Source organism: Amycolatopsis roodepoortensis, assembly GCF_024628825.1.
Taxonomy (GTDB): domain Bacteria; phylum Actinomycetota; class Actinomycetes; order Mycobacteriales; family Pseudonocardiaceae; genus Amycolatopsis; species Amycolatopsis roodepoortensis.
Window position 1 is genome coordinate 4,239,037 of the sequence record NZ_CP102415.1, and the last position, 17,729, is coordinate 4,256,765.

The 17,729-nt window shown below is 68.9% G+C and carries 16 protein-coding genes; 14 read left to right on the forward strand and 2 right to left on the reverse strand.

What is annotated here, in order from left to right; genetic code table 11:
• Positions 1-2 precede the first annotated feature (2 nt).
• Positions 3-1,064 carry an LLM class flavin-dependent oxidoreductase gene (locus NQK81_RS19910; RefSeq protein ID WP_257489306.1) on the reverse strand — a complete coding sequence of 354 codons (1,062 nt, stop codon included), beginning with the start codon at positions 1,062-1,064 and terminating at the stop codon, positions 3-5.
• Between the two features lie 135 nt (positions 1,065-1,199).
• On the reverse strand, positions 1,200-2,066 hold the full coding sequence (gene htpX / locus NQK81_RS19915) for a zinc metalloprotease HtpX (protein WP_257489307.1): 867 nt from the start codon (positions 2,064-2,066) through the stop codon (positions 1,200-1,202).
• Between the two features lie 133 nt (positions 2,067-2,199).
• Here htpX and NQK81_RS19920 point away from each other — a divergent pair, with 133 nt between their 5' ends.
• The 14 genes from NQK81_RS19920 to NQK81_RS19985 all read left to right on the forward strand — a co-directional run bounded on the left by NQK81_RS19920 (position 2,200) and on the right by NQK81_RS19985 (position 17,716).
• Positions 2,200-3,168 (forward strand): YncE family protein, encoded by a 969-nt coding sequence (locus NQK81_RS19920; protein WP_257489308.1) that lies wholly within the window; start codon positions 2,200-2,202, stop codon positions 3,166-3,168.
• A gap of 24 nt (positions 3,169-3,192) precedes the next feature.
• A complete protein-coding gene (locus NQK81_RS19925; protein WP_257489309.1) occupies positions 3,193-4,380 on the forward strand; it encodes a BtrH N-terminal domain-containing protein in 1,188 nt (395 codons plus the stop codon).
• A 63-nt stretch (positions 4,381-4,443) separates the two neighbouring features.
• Positions 4,444-4,905, forward strand: coding sequence for an acyl-CoA thioesterase (locus tag NQK81_RS19930; protein ID WP_257489310.1), 462 nt, complete (start codon positions 4,444-4,446; stop codon positions 4,903-4,905).
• Positions 4,906-5,088: 183 nt separating this feature from the next.
• Complete coding sequence (locus NQK81_RS19935; protein WP_257489311.1) at positions 5,089-6,966, forward strand: DUF8729 domain-containing protein; 1,878 nt, start codon at positions 5,089-5,091, stop codon at positions 6,964-6,966.
• A 431-nt stretch (positions 6,967-7,397) separates the two neighbouring features.
• Complete coding sequence (locus NQK81_RS19940; protein ID WP_257489312.1) at positions 7,398-8,633, forward strand: class I SAM-dependent methyltransferase; 1,236 nt, start codon at positions 7,398-7,400, stop codon at positions 8,631-8,633.
• Positions 8,630-9,421: a sugar phosphate nucleotidyltransferase gene (locus NQK81_RS19945; RefSeq protein ID WP_257489313.1), complete on the forward strand. Its 792-nt coding sequence runs from the start codon at positions 8,630-8,632 to the stop codon at positions 9,419-9,421. Before NQK81_RS19940 ends, NQK81_RS19945 begins: the two co-directional genes overlap by 4 nt.
• Complete coding sequence (locus NQK81_RS19950; protein WP_257489796.1) at positions 9,418-10,071, forward strand: PIG-L deacetylase family protein; 654 nt, start codon at positions 9,418-9,420, stop codon at positions 10,069-10,071. The genes NQK81_RS19945 and NQK81_RS19950 overlap by 4 nt, the downstream gene beginning before the upstream one ends.
• Positions 10,072-10,076: 5 nt before the next feature.
• Positions 10,077-11,099, forward strand: coding sequence for an NAD-dependent epimerase/dehydratase family protein (locus NQK81_RS19955; RefSeq protein WP_257489314.1), 1,023 nt, complete (start codon positions 10,077-10,079; stop codon positions 11,097-11,099).
• Positions 11,099-12,379 carry a DUF4910 domain-containing protein gene (locus tag NQK81_RS19960; protein ID WP_257489315.1) on the forward strand — a complete coding sequence of 427 codons (1,281 nt, stop codon included), beginning with the start codon at positions 11,099-11,101 and terminating at the stop codon, positions 12,377-12,379. The genes NQK81_RS19955 and NQK81_RS19960 overlap by 1 nt, the downstream gene beginning before the upstream one ends.
• 56 nt (positions 12,380-12,435) lie before the next feature.
• Entirely contained in the window at positions 12,436-13,686 is a 1,251-nt protein-coding gene (locus tag NQK81_RS19965) for an MATE family efflux transporter (RefSeq protein WP_257489797.1), read from the forward strand.
• The gene (locus NQK81_RS19970) at positions 13,683-14,624 is read left to right on the forward strand and encodes a glycosyltransferase family 2 protein (RefSeq protein ID WP_257489316.1); all 942 of its coding nucleotides are present in this window, start codon (positions 13,683-13,685) and stop codon (positions 14,622-14,624) included. The genes NQK81_RS19965 and NQK81_RS19970 overlap by 4 nt, the downstream gene beginning before the upstream one ends.
• A complete protein-coding gene (locus tag NQK81_RS19975; protein ID WP_257489317.1) occupies positions 14,621-15,856 on the forward strand; it encodes a polysaccharide pyruvyl transferase family protein in 1,236 nt (411 codons plus the stop codon). Before NQK81_RS19970 ends, NQK81_RS19975 begins: the two co-directional genes overlap by 4 nt.
• Positions 15,853-16,401, forward strand: a complete 549-nt coding sequence (locus NQK81_RS19980) for a dTDP-4-dehydrorhamnose 3,5-epimerase family protein (RefSeq protein WP_257489318.1) — start codon at positions 15,853-15,855, stop codon at positions 16,399-16,401. The genes NQK81_RS19975 and NQK81_RS19980 overlap by 4 nt, the downstream gene beginning before the upstream one ends.
• Positions 16,402-16,405: 4 nt before the next feature.
• A complete protein-coding gene (locus tag NQK81_RS19985) occupies positions 16,406-17,716 on the forward strand; it encodes a glutamate-1-semialdehyde 2,1-aminomutase (RefSeq protein ID WP_257489319.1) in 1,311 nt (436 codons plus the stop codon).
• Positions 17,717-17,729 lie beyond the last annotated feature (13 nt).

Below are 17,729 nucleotides of genomic sequence, written 5' to 3' on the forward strand. Positions count from 1 at the left end.
TGTCACGCCTCCGCGTACTGGTTGGCGGCGACCCCGAGGCCGAGATGGTCGCGCAGGGTGGTGCCGGTGTAGGTCCGCCGGAACGCGCCCGCGGCCTGGAGCGCGGGGACGGTCTCGGCGGTGAAGAGCGCCAGATCGTCGGGCAGGACCGCGGGCAGGATGTGGAAGCCGTCGAGACCGTTGGCCGCCGCCAGGCGGGGCAGTTCGGTGGCGAGGTCGGCTGGAGTACCGGTGAAACTCAGGCCGGGCGGGAAAGGCGCGTAGGTCTCCAGCGTCCGGCGGCGGTCGAGGGCGGCCTGCTCGGTCTCGGCGAGCACGATCGACAGGCCCGCCAAGAGCTTGGCGTCCGGGAAGCGCTCGCGGGGCTCGTCGATCAGGACGACGTCGGCGCCGTGCGCGTACGGCGAGTCGCCGTACACCGCGACGACGGGGTGGCCCTGCGGTGGGCGCGGCGTGATCGAAGGTCCCTTGATGCTGAAGAAGCGGCCCTCGAAGTCGACGTAATGGAGCTTCTCGCGGTCGATGAAGCGGCCGGTCGGCTCGTCGCGGATGATCGCGTCGTCCTCCCAGCTGTCCCAGAGGCGCGCCATGACGTCGATGACCTCGGCGTTTTCCGCTTCGGCGTCCGCTTCGGACGGGAGGGTGCGCCTGCCGAAGTGCGCGGCCTCGGCTTCGGTGCGCGAAGGCACCGCGAGGACGCCTGCGCGGCCGCGGCTCGCGAAGTCGAGCGATGCGACGGCCGTCGAGATGTGGAACGGCTCGGTGTGCGTGGTGGTGACCGTCGGGACCAGGCCGATTCGGCTGGTCAGCGGGGCTATCGCGGCGAAGGTCAGCAGGGCGTCGAGCCGGCCGCGGACGACCTCCTCGCCGCCGGGCTGGAGCGCGAGGGTGTCGTCGAGGGTGACGAAGTCGAGCGAAGCCGCTTCGGCGAGCTTCGCGTGGGCTAAGTAGTGGGCGGCGGTGAACAAGGCGGCCGGGCGGACGTCGGAGACCCGCCAGGCGGCCGGATGCCGGCCGGCCCCGTCGAGCGCGACCCCGAGGTGCAACTGCTGTGCAGAACCCATGCCCGGGGAACTCGCGCCCTCGTCCCCCGATTCCCGCTCCCACGGGGTGAGACGCCCGGGCCGACCTGCGTTTAGCGGGCTAATCGCGATCTGGCGGCCGACCTGCGTTTAGCGGGCTAAACGCGATCCGGCTGGTCAGTGGGGGTGGCGGGCCATCTCTTCCAGGCGCCGGATGCGTTCAGCCATGGGCGGGTGGGTCGCGAAGAGCTTCGTGAGGCCGCCGCCTGGCCGGAACGGGTTCGCGATCATCAGGTGCGACTGCGAGACCAGCTTCGGCTCCGGCACGAGCGGCGCCGCGCGCGTCCCCTCGTCGAGCTTCCGCAGCGCCGATGCCAGGCCGAGCGGGTCTCCGGTGAGCTCCGCGCCCGACGCGTCGGCCTGGAACTCCCGCGAGCGGCTCACCCCGAGCTTCACCACCGCTGCCGCGATCGGCCCGATCACGACCAAGAGCAGCCCGACCAGCGGACTGTCGCCGTCCTCGCGGTTGCCGCCGCCGAAGACGCTGGTGAACATCGCGATGTTGGCGATCACGCTGATCACGCTCGCCAGCGCGCCCGCGACACACGAGATCAGGATGTCGCGGTTGTAGACATGGGACAGCTCGTGCCCGAGCACCGCCCGCAGTTCGCGCTCGTCGAGCAGGTCGAGGATGCCGGTGGTGCAGCACACCGCCGCGTGCCGGGGGCTGCGGCCGGTGGCGAAGGCGTTCGGCGCCTGCGTGGGGCTGACGTAGAGCCGCGGCATCGGCTGCCGTGCGGTGGTGGCCAGCTCCCGCACGATCCGGTACATCGCCGGGTGCTCGGCCTCCGAAATCGGACGGGCGTGCATGGCCCGCAGCGCCAGCTTGCCGGAGTTGAAATAGGCGTACGCGTTGACCCCGAGCGCCACCACCAGCCCGATGACCAGCGCGCCCCGCCCGAAGAAACCGCTGATCCCGACGATGAGCGCGGACAGCAGGCCGAGCAGGACGACGGTCTTGAGCCCGTTCTGGTGTTTGTGCACGGCGTCCTGCTCCTTCCTTTCTCCGGGGTGGGGTTACTCATCGGAAACAACGCGATCGGGGGACGCGAAGTTCCTTCGCGTGCTCGGCTCGCGGGTTATCGTCGAATCTCGGAACGATCATCGGGAGGCGCCTGTGCGAGGACCCGAACTGAGCCGCCGAGCCCTGCTCACGCTGGCCGCGGCCGGCGCCTCCGCGGTCGCCTTCGCGCCGGCCGCCAGAGCCGAAAAAGTGCTTCTCGTCGAGGTCGGAGGCACCCCGGAGGCGGTCGCGGTGAATTCCGTCACCGGCTTCGCGTACGTCTCGGATCCGTCCACCGGCACGATCGTCGTCCTCGACTCGCGGTCCGGCACGGTCGGTGACGTGATCCCGGTCGGCGGCGAACCCGCCGGGCTGGCCGTCGACACCGTGACGAACAGGGTCTTCGTCGCGAACCCGCCCGCCGGGACCGTCCTCGTCCTGGACGGGCGGGCCAACGAAGTCGTCAGCGTGGTACCCGCCGGCCCCGGCGCGTCCAGTGTCGACGTCGACGAGCAGGCGAACCGCATCTACGCGGCCAGTGCCCTCACCGGGACGCTGGCCGTCATCGACGGCGTCGGCTGCCGCCTGCTGGACGTTGTCCCCGGCCCCACGCGAGGGTTGTCGTCGACGGCGGTCGACAGCGGGCGCAAGCTCGCGTACTGCACCAGCACGGCCACCGACTCACTGGAAATCTTCGACATCGGCGTGGGGAGGTTCACCGGCGGGATCCCGGTCGGCAAGTCACCGACCGGAGTCGCCGTGCACAGCGCGTCCGGGACGGTGTTCGTCGCGAATTCGGCGATCCATCATCTGTCCATCGTGGACACGGGCACGCGCAAGGAGAAAGCGACCGTGCTGCTGCGCTCGGAATCTTCGGCGCTCGCGGTCCACGAAGGATCGAACACCGTCTACGCCAACGGCGGACCGAACGGTCTCGCCAGGATCGACGGCAGGACCAGCCTGCTCACCGGCGACCTGTCACTCGGCGTGAACCCCGGCGCCGTCGCGATCGACCAGCGCACCAGGATGGTGTACGTCGCGGATCCCTTGCGCGGCAGGGTTTCCCTGATCCGGGACTTCTGACGCCGGAGCGGGCATGATGGCGGGGTGACCGAGTACGAATTGCGCGGCGGGCTGCAGCCGGACGTCTCGGCCGTGGCCGCCGTACTGGCGCATCACGGTGTCGAAGGGCCGGACGGGAAGGCGCCCGGCGAGGCGCTGGTCTTCGCCGTGTCCGGCGGGATCGGGGCCGGCTACATCCTGTGGGACTTCGCGCACGAAACGATGTCGATGATCGTGTTCGGTTTCCGCGCGCGCTGGCAGTATCCGCAGGAATGGCTCAAGTCCACAGTGGACCGTTTGGGGCTCGGCATCGATCTCCACACCACCGGCGGCAAACGCGCCGCCGCCAAACGGCTCACCACCGACCTCGAAGCCGGGCGGCCGGTGATCGTCCTCCCTGACCGCGAGTCGCTCGGCTACTGGCACCTGCCGCCGGAGATGTCCGGCGGTGGCGGCCATTTCGTCGTCGCGTACGGCGAAGAGGACGGCCGGGTGCTGGTCGACGACCGCAACCTCGCCCCGCTGACGGTCGACCGGAAGACGTTCGACGCCGCGCGCGGCCGCGTCGGCTCGTACAAGAACCTGCTCGCGACCATCCGGCCCGGCGAGGTCTCCGACTGGCGGACGGCCGTGCGCGAGGGGCTGACGGACTGCGTCCGGAATCTCTCGGCGCCGTCGAAGTCGTTCTCGCTGCCCGCGTGGGGGCGCTGGGCGAAGGCGATGACCGACGAACGTGACCCGAAGGGCTGGCCGCGCGCGTTCGGCGAGCGGCGCGGGCTCGTCGGGGCGCTGTTCAACGTCTGGGAGAGCGTCACCCCGGCCGGGATGGAGGGCGGGCATCTGCGCGGGCTGTTCGCCGACGCGCTCACCGAAGCCTCCGGCCTGCTCGAGTTGCCGGCGCTGGCCGAACAGGCGTCGACCTGGCGCGGCATCGGCGAACGCTGGGCCGAACTGGCCGAGACGGCCGTCCCGGCGTCGAACGCGGAGTTCGCCTGGGTGCGCGGGCTGGTCAGCGCGGTGTCGGCGGGTGTCCGGGAGGGCGACGCGGGGCAGGACGCCGCCGCGGCGGCCGGTGCGGAAATGTGGAAGCTTCGCGCGCACTACAACGACGAAACACCGTTCACCGACGGTGAAGCCCGTGAACTCTTCGGCACGATGAGCGCCCTGATCCGGGACATCCACACCGCCGAGACCGCCGCGATCCGCGAGCTCTCCGAAACCCTGATGGAGTGAACCGGGCCGACCTCCGTTGCGCCGCGCGGCCGTAACCCCACGCGATCGTTGAAGATCCACTTCGTGCACGCACATCCGCTGGGGACGACCAGTGCGCGTCCCGCTCCCGAGATCCACCTCCACCGCCATCGTCTGCGTGTCGCCGACCTGGACTGTCTCGGCCACGTCGGGAACGTGCGGCTGCTGGAGTACTTCCAGGAAGCCCAGATCGCGTTGCTCGACCCTCGCCGCGAGCATCTTTTCCAGGCCAAGGGACCGGCGTACCTGATCGCGAAGCACAACATCAGCTATCTGCGCAGGCTGACGTTCCGTGACCATCCGATCGAGGTGGAGACCGTGGTCGGCCGGATCGGCACCTGCGACGTCGTGGTGAACAGCAGGCTGCGCGACGATCGGGCCGTCTACGCGCGCTGCCGCACCATCTGGGTCGCGTGCACCCTGCCCGAAGGCAGCGCGCGGCGGCTCGACGTGGAGGAACACGAGCGGCTGACGCGGTTCAGCGGGGCGATCGACGAGATCTCCTGAATCAGTTTTTAACCGTTTATGCTCCATTTCCCGCAATACCGGAAAACGGCTGGGCCGTTCAGCGGCTGATCATCACGCTTTTCGGCCGGTACCTTCGAAAGACCTCTCCCCTGCAGAGCTCCCCGGAGGTATTTCATGCCACGGCCGAAGTCTGTCCGCTTCCTCGCGCCCTTAGTCGGCGCGATGCTACTGACGAGCGGGGCGGCCGTCGCCGCCCCTGCCGCCGAAGACCCCCAGTTCATCCGTCTGGCCAGCAGGACCTTCGACCCGCTGAGCCAGCGCACGGCGGCGAGCCAGGACTGGAAGGGCGCGTATCTGCTCCAGGTCCGAAGCGCGCTGACCGACGCGCAACGCGGGAAATTGCGCTCACTCGGCGTGCGGATCGGAACCTATATTCCCGATTTCGCCTACGTGGTCCGGCTGAAGCCGGAGAACCGCGAATCGGTGGCGGAATTGGCTTTCGTCCGCTGGCTCGGCGAATACCGGCCGGACGACAAGATGGAGATGTCGACGGCCGCCACCGGCAGCCATCTGGTGACACTGGTCGAGCCGGACGCGCGGGACCAGCGCGCCGTGGCCGAGCGGATCCTGCGGCTCGGCGGCGGTATCGAGGCGATTTCGCAGAGTGGGCAGCACATCGTCGCGAAACTCGGCTCCGGGCAGGCCGCCGCCGTGGTGCAGGGGGCGGAGGTGCTCGCGGTCGGCGCGATCACCGCCCCCGAAACCGACATGGCCAACGCCAGGGAGAGCGGGGGCGCGAACTACATCGAGAGTGTCGGCGGCTACCGCGGTCAGGGCGTCCGCGGCGAGGTGATGGACGGCGGGCTGCGCGTCACGCACCAGGAGTTCAAGGCGCGGCCGACGGTGATGCACGGCTCGAACTCCACCAGCACCAGCCACGGGACCTCGACCTACGGCCAGATCTTCGCGTCGGGCGTGAGCGCGCCGCAGCGTGGCCTGCTGCCCGAGGCGCAGGGGATCTTCGCCACCTACAACAAGCCGGACCGCTACGCCCACACCAAGGAACTGGTCGACCCGGCGGGCAAGTACCGCGCGGTGTTCCAGAGCAACAGCTGGGGCGGCGGGCTGACCACGGCCTACAACTCCGTCTCGGCCGAGCTCGACAAGATCGTCTTCGACCACGACCTGCTGATCTGCCAGTCGCAGAGCAACGCGGGCACCCAGCAGTCGCGGCCGCAGGCCTGGTCGAAGAACGTGCTCTCGGTGGGCGGGCAGTACCACTACAACACGCTTGGCCGCACCGACGACAAGTGGAGCGGCGGCGCCAGCATCGGCCCGGCCGCCGACGGGCGGATCAAACCGGAACTGTCGAACTACTACGACCGGATCGACACCACGTCTTCGAGCAGTGACACCTCGTACACGACGTCGTTCGGCGGCACGAGCGGCGCGACCCCGATCACCTGCGGGAACGCCGGGTTGCTGTTCCAGATGTGGGCCGACGGTGTGTTCGACGGCGGCCCCGGCAAGGGCCGGGACGTCTTCACGAGCCGCCCGCACGCGGCGACCGCGAAGGCGCTGCTGGTCAACGGGGCCGACCAGTTCGCGTTCAGCGGCACGGCGCACGACATGACCAGGACGCATCAGGGCTGGGGCACCGCGAACGTGCGGTACCTGCACGACCAGGCCAAGGCGAACGGGTGGAAGCTGCCGGTGCTGGTGAACGAGACCGACCTGCTGGGCACCGGGCAGTCGAAGAAGTACACGGTCGCGGTGAACGGGACCAAGCAGTTCAAGGCGACGCTGGCCTACACCGACCCGGCGGGTTCGCCGAGCGCGTCGGTCGCGAGGGTCAACGACCTGACCCTGAAGGTCACCGCGCCGAACGGGACCGTCTACTACGGCAACAACGGGCTGAAGGCGGGCAACTTCTCGACCGCGGGCGGGTCGCCGAACACGGTCGACACGGTGGAGAACGTCATCCTGGAGAAGCCGGCCGCGGGTACCTGGACGGTGGAGGTCGTGGCGACGCAGGTGAACGCCGACGGTCACCCGGAGACTTCGGCGACCGATGCGGACTACGCGCTGGTGGTTTCTTGACGGTTTGACGGACTCGGCCGGTGGGTCGGCTCCGGGAAGTCCGTGAAGGCCCCCTTCCCTCGGCTCAGCCGAGGGAAGGGGGCCTTCACGCGGAGTCGGGCGATCGGGAGGGGATCGCGTTTAGCGGGCTAAACGCGATCCGGTCGGGCGGAGGCGGCGCGGCGATCTGGTGTCCCGAAAGCCACTTTCGGGACATCAGACGTCGCGAAAGTGGCTTTCGCGACGTCCGGGCCGGAATCGCGGGTCGCGTTTAGCCCGCTAAACGCGACCCGGCCGGTTGCCCGCGCCCGGATGGCGGAGGGGTCTGCGCCGATGGGAGAGACGACAGGTTTCGGTTGTGAGACGGAAGCGTGAGACCCCTGGAAGCATGTAACGAGGCGACCCGAGGTGCCGACGTCTGGGATACGTGACGCGAGCCAAGGAGCCTCTCGATGACCACCTGCCGACTCTGCGGCTCGGCCCATCTCGCCAGTGTCGTCGACCTCGGGGCGACGCCGCCGTGCGAACGGTTCCTGACCGCGGAGCAGCTCGCGGAGCCGGAGCCGACGTACCCCTTGCACCTGCGGGTCTGCACCGAATGCTGGCTCGCCCAGATCCCGCCGCTCATCACCCCTGAAGAGACTTTCACCGAATACGCGTACTTCTCGTCATATTCCGCTTCCTGGGTCGAGCACGCGAAGACGTTCGTCGACGGCGCGGTCGAGCGGCTCGGGCTCGACGATTCGTCGTTCGTCGTCGAGGTCGCCAGCAACGACGGATATCTGCTCAAACACGTTGTGGCGCAGCGCATTCGCTGTCTCGGCGTGGAACCTTCGGTGAACGTCGGCCAAGCCGCGCGTGACGCCGGGGTGCCGACGAAGACCGCTTTCCTCAGCCCCGAGACCGGGCGAGAGGTCCGCGACGAACACGGTCCCGCCGACCTCGTCGTGGCGAACAACGTCTACGCGCATATCCCGGACATCATCGGTTTCACGCATGGGCTCCGCGCCCTGGTCGCCGACGACGGCTGGGTCAGCATCGAGGTCCAGCACCTGCTGACGCTGATCCAGGACAACCAGTACGACACGATCTATCACGAGCATTTCCAGTACTACACGGTGGAATCCGCGCGCCGGGCCCTCGCGCGCGGCGGATTGTCCGTTGTGGACGTCGAACTCCTGCCCACCCACGGCGGTTCGATCCGGCTGTGGGCGCGTCCGGAGGCCGTCGCCGGTGAGCCGAGCGAGCGGATGACTCAGGTCCTCGACGCCGAGAAAGCCGCCGGGCTGCACGAAATGTCCGGCTACACCGAATTCTCCGAGCGGGTCACCAAGGTCCGGCTCGACCTGAACAAGTTCCTCACCGACGCGGCGCTCGAAGGCAAGACCGTCGTCGGTTACGGCGCCCCCGGCAAGGGCAACACGCTCCTGAACCACTGCGGTATCCGCCCGGACGTCCTGCGGTACACCGTCGACCGGAACCCGTACAAGCACGGCCGGTTCACCCCCGGCACCCGGATCCCGATCCTGCCGCCGGAACGCATCGCGGCGGACAAACCCGATTACGTGCTCGTCCTTCCGTGGAACCTCCGGAAGGAGCTGACCGCCCAATTGTCCTATGTGGACGAATGGGGCGGGAAACTGGTCTTCCCCATCCCGCACCTGGAAATCGTCGAGGTGAAGTCGTGAAGGTAGTCCTCTTCTGCGGCGGCTACGGCATGCGGATGCGCAACGGTGACGCGTCCGACGTGCCGAAGCCGATGGCCATGGTCGGCCCCAGACCCCTGATCTGGCACGTGATGCGCTACTACGCGCATTTCGGGCACACCGAGTTCGTCCTCTGCCTCGGTTACGGCGCGCACCACATCAAGGAGTTCTTCCTCAACTACGAGGAGACCACCTCCAACGATTTCGTCCTGCGCAACGGCAAGGCGGAACTGCTGTCGACCGACATCGCGGACTGGTCGATCACCTTCGTGCAGACCGGTCTCGAATCGGCCATCGGCGAGCGCCTGCGCCGGGTGCGCCCGTACCTCCATGGCGACGAGATGTTCCTCGCCAACTACGCCGACGTCCTCACCGACGCCCCGCTGCCGGACATGATCGAACGGTTCACCGAATCCGACGCCGGCGCGTCGATGATGGTCGTGCCGCCGCAGTCGTCGTTCCACTGCGTCGAGATGGGCGAGGACGGCCGCATCGGCGCACTGACCCCGGTCAGCGAGATGCCGCTGTGGGAGAACGGCGGGTACTTCGTGCTGCGCCAGGAGATCTTCGACCACATCCCCGAGGGCGGCGACCTGGTGGCCGACGGCTGCGGTGAGCTCGCCAAGCGGGGCAAGCTGCTCGCGTACCCGTACCGCGGGTTCTGGAAGCCGACCGACACCGTCAAGGAACGCGTCCAGCTGGACGACGCCTACGCGCACGGCGACCGTCCGTGGGCGCGCTGGGAACGCGAACCCGCGAGCACGGCGTGATCGGACTCGGCACGGGCGGCGTCCAGCGGGTCGTCGCGCTCGGCGCGCATTGTGACGACATCGCCATCGGGGCGGGCGGCACACTGCTCGCCCTCTGCGCCGCCAACCCGGGTCTCCGCGTGGACGCGCTCGTCCTTTCCGGCGGCGGCACCGAACGCGAGGCCGAGGAGCACGCCGCGCTCGCGGCCTTCTGCCCCGGCGTCGACGTCGAGGTCACCGTGCTCAAACTGCCCGACGGCCGGTTCCCCTCGCACTGGGAAGAGGCCAAGAACGCCCTCGAAGAGCTGCGCCGCCGCACCGACCCGGACCTCGTCCTCTCCCCGCGCACGGCGGACGCGCATCAGGACCACCGCGGGCTGGCGAAGCTGGTGCCGACGGTGTTCCGCACCCATCTCCAGCTGGAGTACGAGATCGCGAAATGGGACGGCGACCTCGCCAAACCCACCGCGTACGTGCCGCTCACCCCCGAGCTCGCCGAAGAGAAGGTCCGGCTGCTGCAGGAGCACTACGCCTCTCAACGGCACCGGCCCTGGTACGACCGGGAAGCCTTCCTCGGCCTCGCCCGCATTCGCGGAATCGAATGCGGGCAGCGCTACGCGGAGGCCTTCGACCTCAAGAAACTGACGCTCGACCTCACTCCGAAAGGCTGAAAGCCATGCGTGTGCTGCTGACCGGGCACAAGGGTTACCTGGGCACGGTGATGGCCCCGGTGCTGGCCGCCGAAGGCCACGAGGTCGTCGGCCTCGACTCCGGTCTCTTCGACACCTGCGTGCTGGGCCCGAAACCCGACGACCCCAAAGGTTACGAAGTCGACCTCCGCGACGTCACGGCCGAGCACGTGACCGGGGTGGACGCGGTGATCCACCTCGCCGCGCTGTCCAACGACCCGCTGGGATCGCTGGCGCCGGAGCTCACCTACGACATCAACCACCACGCTTCGGTCAAGCTCGCGAAGCTGGCGAAGGAGGCCGGGGTCAAGCGGTTCCTCTACGCCTCGACGTGCTCGGTCTACGGCGCTTCGGGCGGAGACGGCCTGGTCGACGAGGACGCGCCGCTGCGCCCGGTGACGCCGTACGCCGAGTCGAAGGTGCGGGTCGAGGACGACCTCCACGAGCTCGCCGACGACGATTTCACCCCGGTGTACCTGCGCAACGCCACCGCGTTCGGCTTCTCGCCGCGGCTGCGGTCGGACATCGTGCTCAACAACCTCACCGCGCACGCGCACGTCTCGGGCGAGATCCTGGTGCTGTCGGACGGGACGCCGTGGCGGCCGCTGGTGCACGCCAAGGACATCGCGCGCGCCTTCGAGGCCGCACTGGTCGCCCCCAAGGAGGCCGTCCACGACAAGGCGTTCAACATCGGCACCGAACGCAACAACGTGACCGTGGCCGAGATCGCGCAGCAGGTCGTCGAGGCCGTCCCCAGCGCGAAGCTGCGGATCACCGGCGAGTCCGCGGGCGACCCGCGTTCCTACCGCGTCGACTTCTCCCGCTTCCGCGACGCGATCCCCGGTTTCGAATGCGACTGGTCGGTCAAGGACGGCGCGCTCGACCTGATCTACGCCTACCGCACGCACGGCCTGACCGCGCACGACTTCAAGAACACCTTCACCAGGCTGGCCACGCTCAACGCGCGGACCGCCGCGGGCGAGATCGACGAAACCCTGCGGCGACGGTGATGACGCGCAAGCCACTGGACACGGGCGCCGACCTGCGGGAGCTGGTCGAGCGCCTGTATCCGCTCTGCCGCAGCATCACCGGCGACGGCGTCCGCGCCACGCTGGAGATCCTCGGCGAGCACCTCCCGCTCGACGTCCACGAGGTGCCGACCGGGACCCAGGTGCTCGACTGGACCGTTCCCCAGGAGTGGAACATCCGCGACGCCTGGGTGAAGGACCCGGCGGGCCGGAAGGTCGTCGACTTCCGGGAGTCGAACCTGCACGTCGTCGGCTACAGCGTCCCGGTGGCCGAGACGATGCCGCTGGCGGAGCTGCGCGAGCATCTCCACACGCTGCCCGAGCAGCCGTCGCTGGTGCCGTACCGCACGAGTTACTACGCGCCGGCGTGGGGTTTCTGCCTGGCGCAGGACACCCTCGACGCGTTGCCGGACGGCGACTACGAGGTCCGCATCGAGTCCACTTTGGACGACGGGCACCTGACCTACGCCGAACACGTGGTCCCCGGCGAGGTCACCGACGAGGTGCTGGTGTCGTGCCACACCTGCCATCCGTCGCTGGCGAATGACAACCTCGCGGGAATCGCCGTCGCCGCGGCGCTCGCGCAGCGGCTGGCCGCGGGGAAACTGCGTTTCACGTACCGGTTCCTCTTCATGCCGGGCACGATCGGCGCGATCACCTGGCTCGCGCGCAACACCGAACGGCTCGGCAAGGTCAAGGCCGGGATCGTGCTCGCCTGCGCGGGCGACCCCGGATCGCTGACCTACAAGCGAAGCCGTCGCGGAGACGCCGAGATCGACAGGGTGCTCGAATTCGTCCTCGCCGGCAAACCGCACAAGGTCCTGGACTTCTCGCCGTACGGCTACGACGAGCGGCAGTTCTGCTCGCCAGGGTTCAATCTCGGCGTCGGCTCCCTGACCAGGACGCCGTACGCCGGCTATCCCGAGTACCACACCTCGGCGGACAACCTGGAGTTCGTGTCCACCGAGGCGATGGAGGACACCCTCGCGACCTTGGGCGAGGCGTTCTCCGTGCTGGACCGGAACCGCCGTTACGTCAACCTGAGCCCGTACGGCGAGCCGCAGCTCGGCAAACGCGGGCTCTACGACTCCCTCGGCGGCCGCAGTGACGCCAAGGCGGCCCAGATGGCGATGCTCTGGGTGCTCAACCTTTCGGACGGCGAGCACAGCCTGCTCGACGTCGCACAGCGATCCGGTCTCCCCTTCGATTCCGTCGTCGCCGCCGCTCACGCGCTGCAGGGCGCCGGATTGCTGAAGGAGTGACGCGGGTGGCGGGCGGGAGACATCGGGCGACACTGGCCTCCGGGGCCGTACGCGCCATGGCGGGCAGGCTCAGCTGGGGCCTCGGCGACCAGGCGGTTTCGAGCTTGACCAACTTCGCGGTCGGGCTGTTCGTCGCGCGTTCGCTCGGGACTTTCGCCTTCGGCATGTTCAGTCTCGCGTGGGTGACCTACGGCGTGGTGCTCAACCTCTCGCGCGGGATGGCCACCGACCCGATGATGGTGCGCTTCTCCGCGGTGTCGGAGGACGCCTGGCGCCGGGCGGTGGCGAGGGCGGCGGGGACGGCGATCGGTGTCGGCCTGGCGACCGGTCTGATCAGCGTGATCGTCGGCTTCCTCGCCGTGCAGCCGCTGGGCGGGGTGTTCGTTGCGCTCGGCGCCGTGCTCCCCGGCCTGATGCTGCAGGACGCGTGGCGGTTCGCGCTGTTCGCCAAGGGCGACGGCAAGAAGGCCTTCGTCAACGACACGGTGTGGGGTGTCGCGCTGATCCCGGCGCTGGCCATCGCCTCGCATTTCGGCACCGTGGTCGCCTTCGTCCTGGCCTGGGGCTTGGCCGGCGCGGTCGCGGCGGTCTACGGGCTGTTCCAGACCGGCATCGTGCCGAGGATCTCCGCGATGACGGGCTGGGTGAAGGAGCAGCGCGACCTGAGCGTGCGCTACCTGATCGAGAACGTCAGCAACGCCGGCTCGTCGCAGCTGCGCGCGTACGGACTCGGGGCGATCGCGGGGATCACCGCGGTCGGTGCGGTCCGCGGCGCGGAACAGCTGCTCGGGCCGTTCCTCGCGCTGTTGATGGGGCTTTCGCTCACCACGGTGGCCGAAGGCGCCCGTGTCCTGCACCGCGCCCCGCACCGGCTGAAGCATTTCTGCGTGGTGCTCGGCGGCGGACAGGCGGGGGCGGCCCTGCTGTGGGGGCTCGGGTTGCTGATCCTGGTGCCGCACGACGTCGGCCGCTGGATCATGGGGTCGGTCTGGGACGCGGCCGAGCCGCTGATCCTGCCGGTCACTTTGTCGGTCACCGCTGCTGGCTTCACCGCGGGCGCGGCCGCCGGGTTGCGTGCCCTCGGCAACGCCAAACGCAGCCTCCGTGCCCAGCTGGTCGCTTCGGTGGGCTACGTGGTCTTCGGGATCATCGGCGCCTACATCGACGGCGCCGAAGGTGCCGCGTGGGGCTCGATGCTCTCGGTCTGGCTGGGCGCCGCGATGTGGTGGTACCAGCTCCGTGTCGCGTATCGCGAGTACCGGCCGGCCGCGCCACGCACCAACGACGAAGAGGTGGGAATGGTATGACCAGGATTCCGCGGCTCAGCATCGGTCTGCCCGTCTACAACGGCGAGGAGTACCTGTCCGAATCGCTCGACGCCCTGCTGGGCCAGAGCCACGAGGACTTCGAGCTGATCATTTCGGACAACGCTTCGACGGACGGCACCGAGGAGATCTGCCGGGACTACGAGCGCCGCGACGCCCGGATCCGGTACCTGCGGCTGCCGAAGAACGTCGGTGCGTCCCCGAACCACAACCGTGTCCTCGACGAGGCCCGCGGCGAGCTGTTCAAATGGGCGTCACATGACGATCTCTACGGCCGTGACCTGCTGAAACTGTGTATCGAGGCGCTCGACGAGCGGCCGGAGATGATCGTCGCCCACAGCTGGCAGGCCATCATCGACGACCACGGCGCGGTGACCCACAAACTCGACTACCCGCTGGCGACGGACTCGCCGCACGCGCCGACGCGGTTCCGCAGCCTGCTGTTCGAAACGGGCGGCGACGACTTCTACGGCGTGATGCGCACGAACGTGCTCCGCCGGGTCAAACCGCTCGACAGCTACCACCACGCCGACCGCACCTATGTCGCCGAACTGAGCCTCCACGGCCCGTTCCACCAGGTCCCCGAGGTGCAGTACTTCCGCCGCGACCACCCCGGCCGAGCCGAGCGGGCGAACCCGAGCATCCGGAAGCGCTGCTCGAACCTCGACCCGCGGCGCGCCGACCCGGTGCGGAACCCGATGCCGCGGCTGATCGGCGAGTACATCGGCGGCTTCGTCGGCGGTATCCGCCGGGCGCCGCTCTCGTCGGCCGACCGGCGCGAGTGCTACCGGCACCTCGCGGCCTGGCTGGCCGACCGGTCCCGCGGCCGGAACGAAGACCGCGCCGAGGACGCCGAACCCGAAATCGACGGAATGAACATCGACGCCGTGGTCCCTGGACGGCAGAGGAGGACGTCGTGACCTCTCGCTCCGGAGCGAGAAAACGAAGACATCCCCGGGTCGGCTTCTTCGGGCTGCTGGGGGCAGGGAACATCGGCAATGACGGATCACTCGAAGTGGTACTCGAGTACGTACGGCGACGACATCCGGAGGCGGAACTCAGCTGCCTCTGCTCCGGACCGGAACTGGTCGAGGCACGCTACGGCGTCAAAGCGGAGTCATTGCTCTGGTACTACTCGCGCAACCGCGACACGACGGGGGTGCTCGCGGCCATGCTGAAGGCCGTCGGCAAGGTCGCGGACACGCTCAAGATCCTTTCCTGGACACGGCGGTGCGACGTGGTGATCGTCCCCGGCGCCGGCGTCCTCGAAACAACGCTTCCCTTGCGGCCCTGGGGTTTTCCATACGCGATGGCACTACTGGGGGTGTCGGGCAGGCTGTGGGGGACCCGGGTCGCGCTGCTCAACGTCGGCTCGAACGTCATCCGCCAGCGGACCACGCGGCGGCTCTACCGGATCGCCGCCCGCTCCGCCCACTACCGCTCCTTCCGCGACGAGCTGTCCCGCGACGCCTGGCGCGAGATGGGGCTCGACACCGCGAAGGACGACCTCTACCCGGACCTCGCGTTCGCCCTGCCGATCCCCGCGGGGAGGCCGTCGGACGTCGTCGGGGTCGGGGTGATGGAATTCCACGGGGGCAACGACGACCGGCGCCGCGGCGAGCAGATCCGTTCGTCCTATGTGGACGCGATGAAACGGTTCGTGCGCAGGCTGGTCGACGACGGACGGGAGATCCGGCTGCTCACCGGCGACGAGATCGACGACCCCGTCGTCGAAGAGATCTTCGCCGATCTGCGCGAACACCGGCCTGACCTCGAACCGAACCGGGTGACCGCGGCGAAACTGCCGACGCTCGGTGACCTCATCACCGAGATCGCCGCGCTCGGCGCCGTCGTCGGGACGCGCTATCACAACGTCCTGTGCTCGCTGAAGCTAGCGAAGCCGACGATCTCGATCAGTTATTCGCAGAAGATGGACAGCATCATGGCGAACATGGGGCTGGCGGAGTACTGCCAGTCCGCCCGCGCCGTCGACGTCGACCTGCTCGTCCGGCAGCTCGCCGAACTCGAGGCCAAACCCGACGAGTTCTGGCAGCGCCTGCGTGATCGGAGCGCCGCCAAGCGGAAACTGCTGGAGAAGCAGTACGACGTTCTCGACAAGACGCTGTTCCGCACGTCCGAGGAGATCCGATGAAGGTCGAAGCGGTGCCCGAAATCGAAGGCGCCTACCTCTTCACGCCGACACCGTTCGCCGACGAGCGCGGGTTCTTCAGCCGCACCTTCGACAGCGAGGTCGTCGCGTCGGTCGGCATCGACCCCGGCGGCTTCGCGCAGGACAGCCTTTCGCGGTCGCGCAAGGGAGTCGTGCGCGGGATGCATCTGCGCGGCGGACGCGGCGAGGCCAAGCTGGTCCGCTGCTCGGCCGGGGCCATCTTCGACGTCATCGTGGACCTGCGGCCGGACTCCCCCACCTTCCGCACCGTGAAAGGGTTCGAACTGTCCGGGGAGACCCAGGTCTCCCTGTACATCCCGGCGGGTTGCGCGCACGGGTTCCAGGCGCTCACCGACCCCGCCGACATCTCCTACCGCATCGACCGGCCGCACGATCCGGCCGAGGACATCGCGATCTCGTACGCCGATCCGGAGCTGGCCATCCCGTGGCCGCTCCCGGTCAGCGCGGTGTCCGAACGTGACGCTCACGCTCCCCCTCTAGCCGCCGCACTGACGACCACGAGGTGATTCCGTGAACCGCCCCTTGCCGCGCTCCGACCAGGCGAACGAACGACTGCACCGGGCGATCCCCGGTGGTGCGCACACCTATGCCAAGGGCCAGGACCAGTACCCCGACGACTACTCGCCCGTCATCGCGCGCGGCCTCGCCGGCCACGTGTGGGACGTCGACGGCAACGAATACATCGAATACGGCTCAGGGCTTCGCGCGGTCAGCCTCGGGCACGCGCACCCGCGGGTCCTGGAGGCCGTCCGCACCGAAATCGAGAAGGGCGGCAACTTCGTCCGGCCGTCCATCATCGAGGCCGAAGCCGCGGAACGGTTCCTCGCCGCCGTGCCGACCGCGGAGATGGTGAAATTCGCGAAGAACGGCTCGGACGCGACCACGGCCGCGATCCGGCTGGCGCGGGCGGCGACCGGGCGGACGCTCGTGGCGATCTGCCGCGATCACGCGTTCTTCTCCACCGACGACTGGTTCATCGGGACCACGCCGATGTCCGCCGGGATCCCGGGCGAGACGACGGAATTGACGGTCTCCTTCCCCTACGGCGATCTCGTGGCCACGGAAGAGCTGCTGCGGTCGCGCGAAGTCGCCTGCCTCGTCCTGGAAGCCGCGACCCAGACCGAGCCGCCCCCGGGGTATCTCGCCGGGCTGCGGAACCTGTGTGACCGGTATGGCTGTCTGCTGGTGTTCGACGAGATGATCACCGGATTCCGCTGGTCGGAGGCCGGGGCGCAGGGGCTGTACGGCGTCACACCGGACCTCTCGGCGTTCGGCAAGGCGCTGGGGAACGGGTTCGCGGTCTCGGCGCTGGCGGGCAAACGGGAGTACCTGGAACTCGGCGGGCTGCGCGATCACCGCGAACGGGTCTTCCTGCTTTCGACCACACACGGCGCCGAGACGCATTCCCTCGCCGCGGCGATCGCCGTCTTCGACACCTACGCCGAAGAAGGGATCACCGCGCGGCTGCACGCGTTGGGCGACCGGCTCGCGGCCGGGGTCCGCGAGGTGGCCGCGAGCGCCGGGGTCGGCGACCACGTGCTCGTGCGCGGCAGGGCGAGCAACCTGGTCTTCGCCACGCTCGACGAACAGGGCGAGCCGTCGCAGCCGTACCGGACGCTGTTCCTGCGGGAACTGATCATCGGCGGGGTGATCGGGCCGTCGTTCGTGGTCAGTGCCGGGCTGACCGAAGCCGACATCGACAAGACGATCGACGTCGTCTCGCGGGCCTGCACCACGTACCGGAAGGCCCTCGAATTCCAGGACCCGGCGCAATGGACGGGTGGCCGTCCGGTGAAACCGGTTTTCCGCAAGTACGTCTGAGGACCACTCGTTC

Bases quoted from the DNA above. Each gene is read 5' to 3' on its own strand.
- NQK81_RS19910 (WP_257489306.1), bottom strand. From the start codon at position 1,064: ATGGGTTCTGCACAGCAGTTGCACCTCGGGGTCGCGCTCGACGGGGCC.
- NQK81_RS19965 (WP_257489797.1), top strand. From the start codon at position 12,436: ATGGCGGGCAGGCTCAGCTGGGGCCTCGGCGACCAGGCGGTTTCGAGC.
- NQK81_RS19935 (WP_257489311.1), top strand. From the start codon at position 5,089: ATGCTACTGACGAGCGGGGCGGCCGTCGCCGCCCCTGCCGCCGAAGAC.
- NQK81_RS19960 (WP_257489315.1), top strand. From the start codon at position 11,099: ATGACGCGCAAGCCACTGGACACGGGCGCCGACCTGCGGGAGCTGGTC.
- NQK81_RS19940 (WP_257489312.1), top strand. From the start codon at position 7,398: ATGACCACCTGCCGACTCTGCGGCTCGGCCCATCTCGCCAGTGTCGTC.
- NQK81_RS19955 (WP_257489314.1), top strand. From the start codon at position 10,077: ATGCGTGTGCTGCTGACCGGGCACAAGGGTTACCTGGGCACGGTGATG.
- NQK81_RS19970 (WP_257489316.1), top strand. From the start codon at position 13,683: ATGACCAGGATTCCGCGGCTCAGCATCGGTCTGCCCGTCTACAACGGC.
- NQK81_RS19980 (WP_257489318.1), top strand. From the start codon at position 15,853: ATGAAGGTCGAAGCGGTGCCCGAAATCGAAGGCGCCTACCTCTTCACG.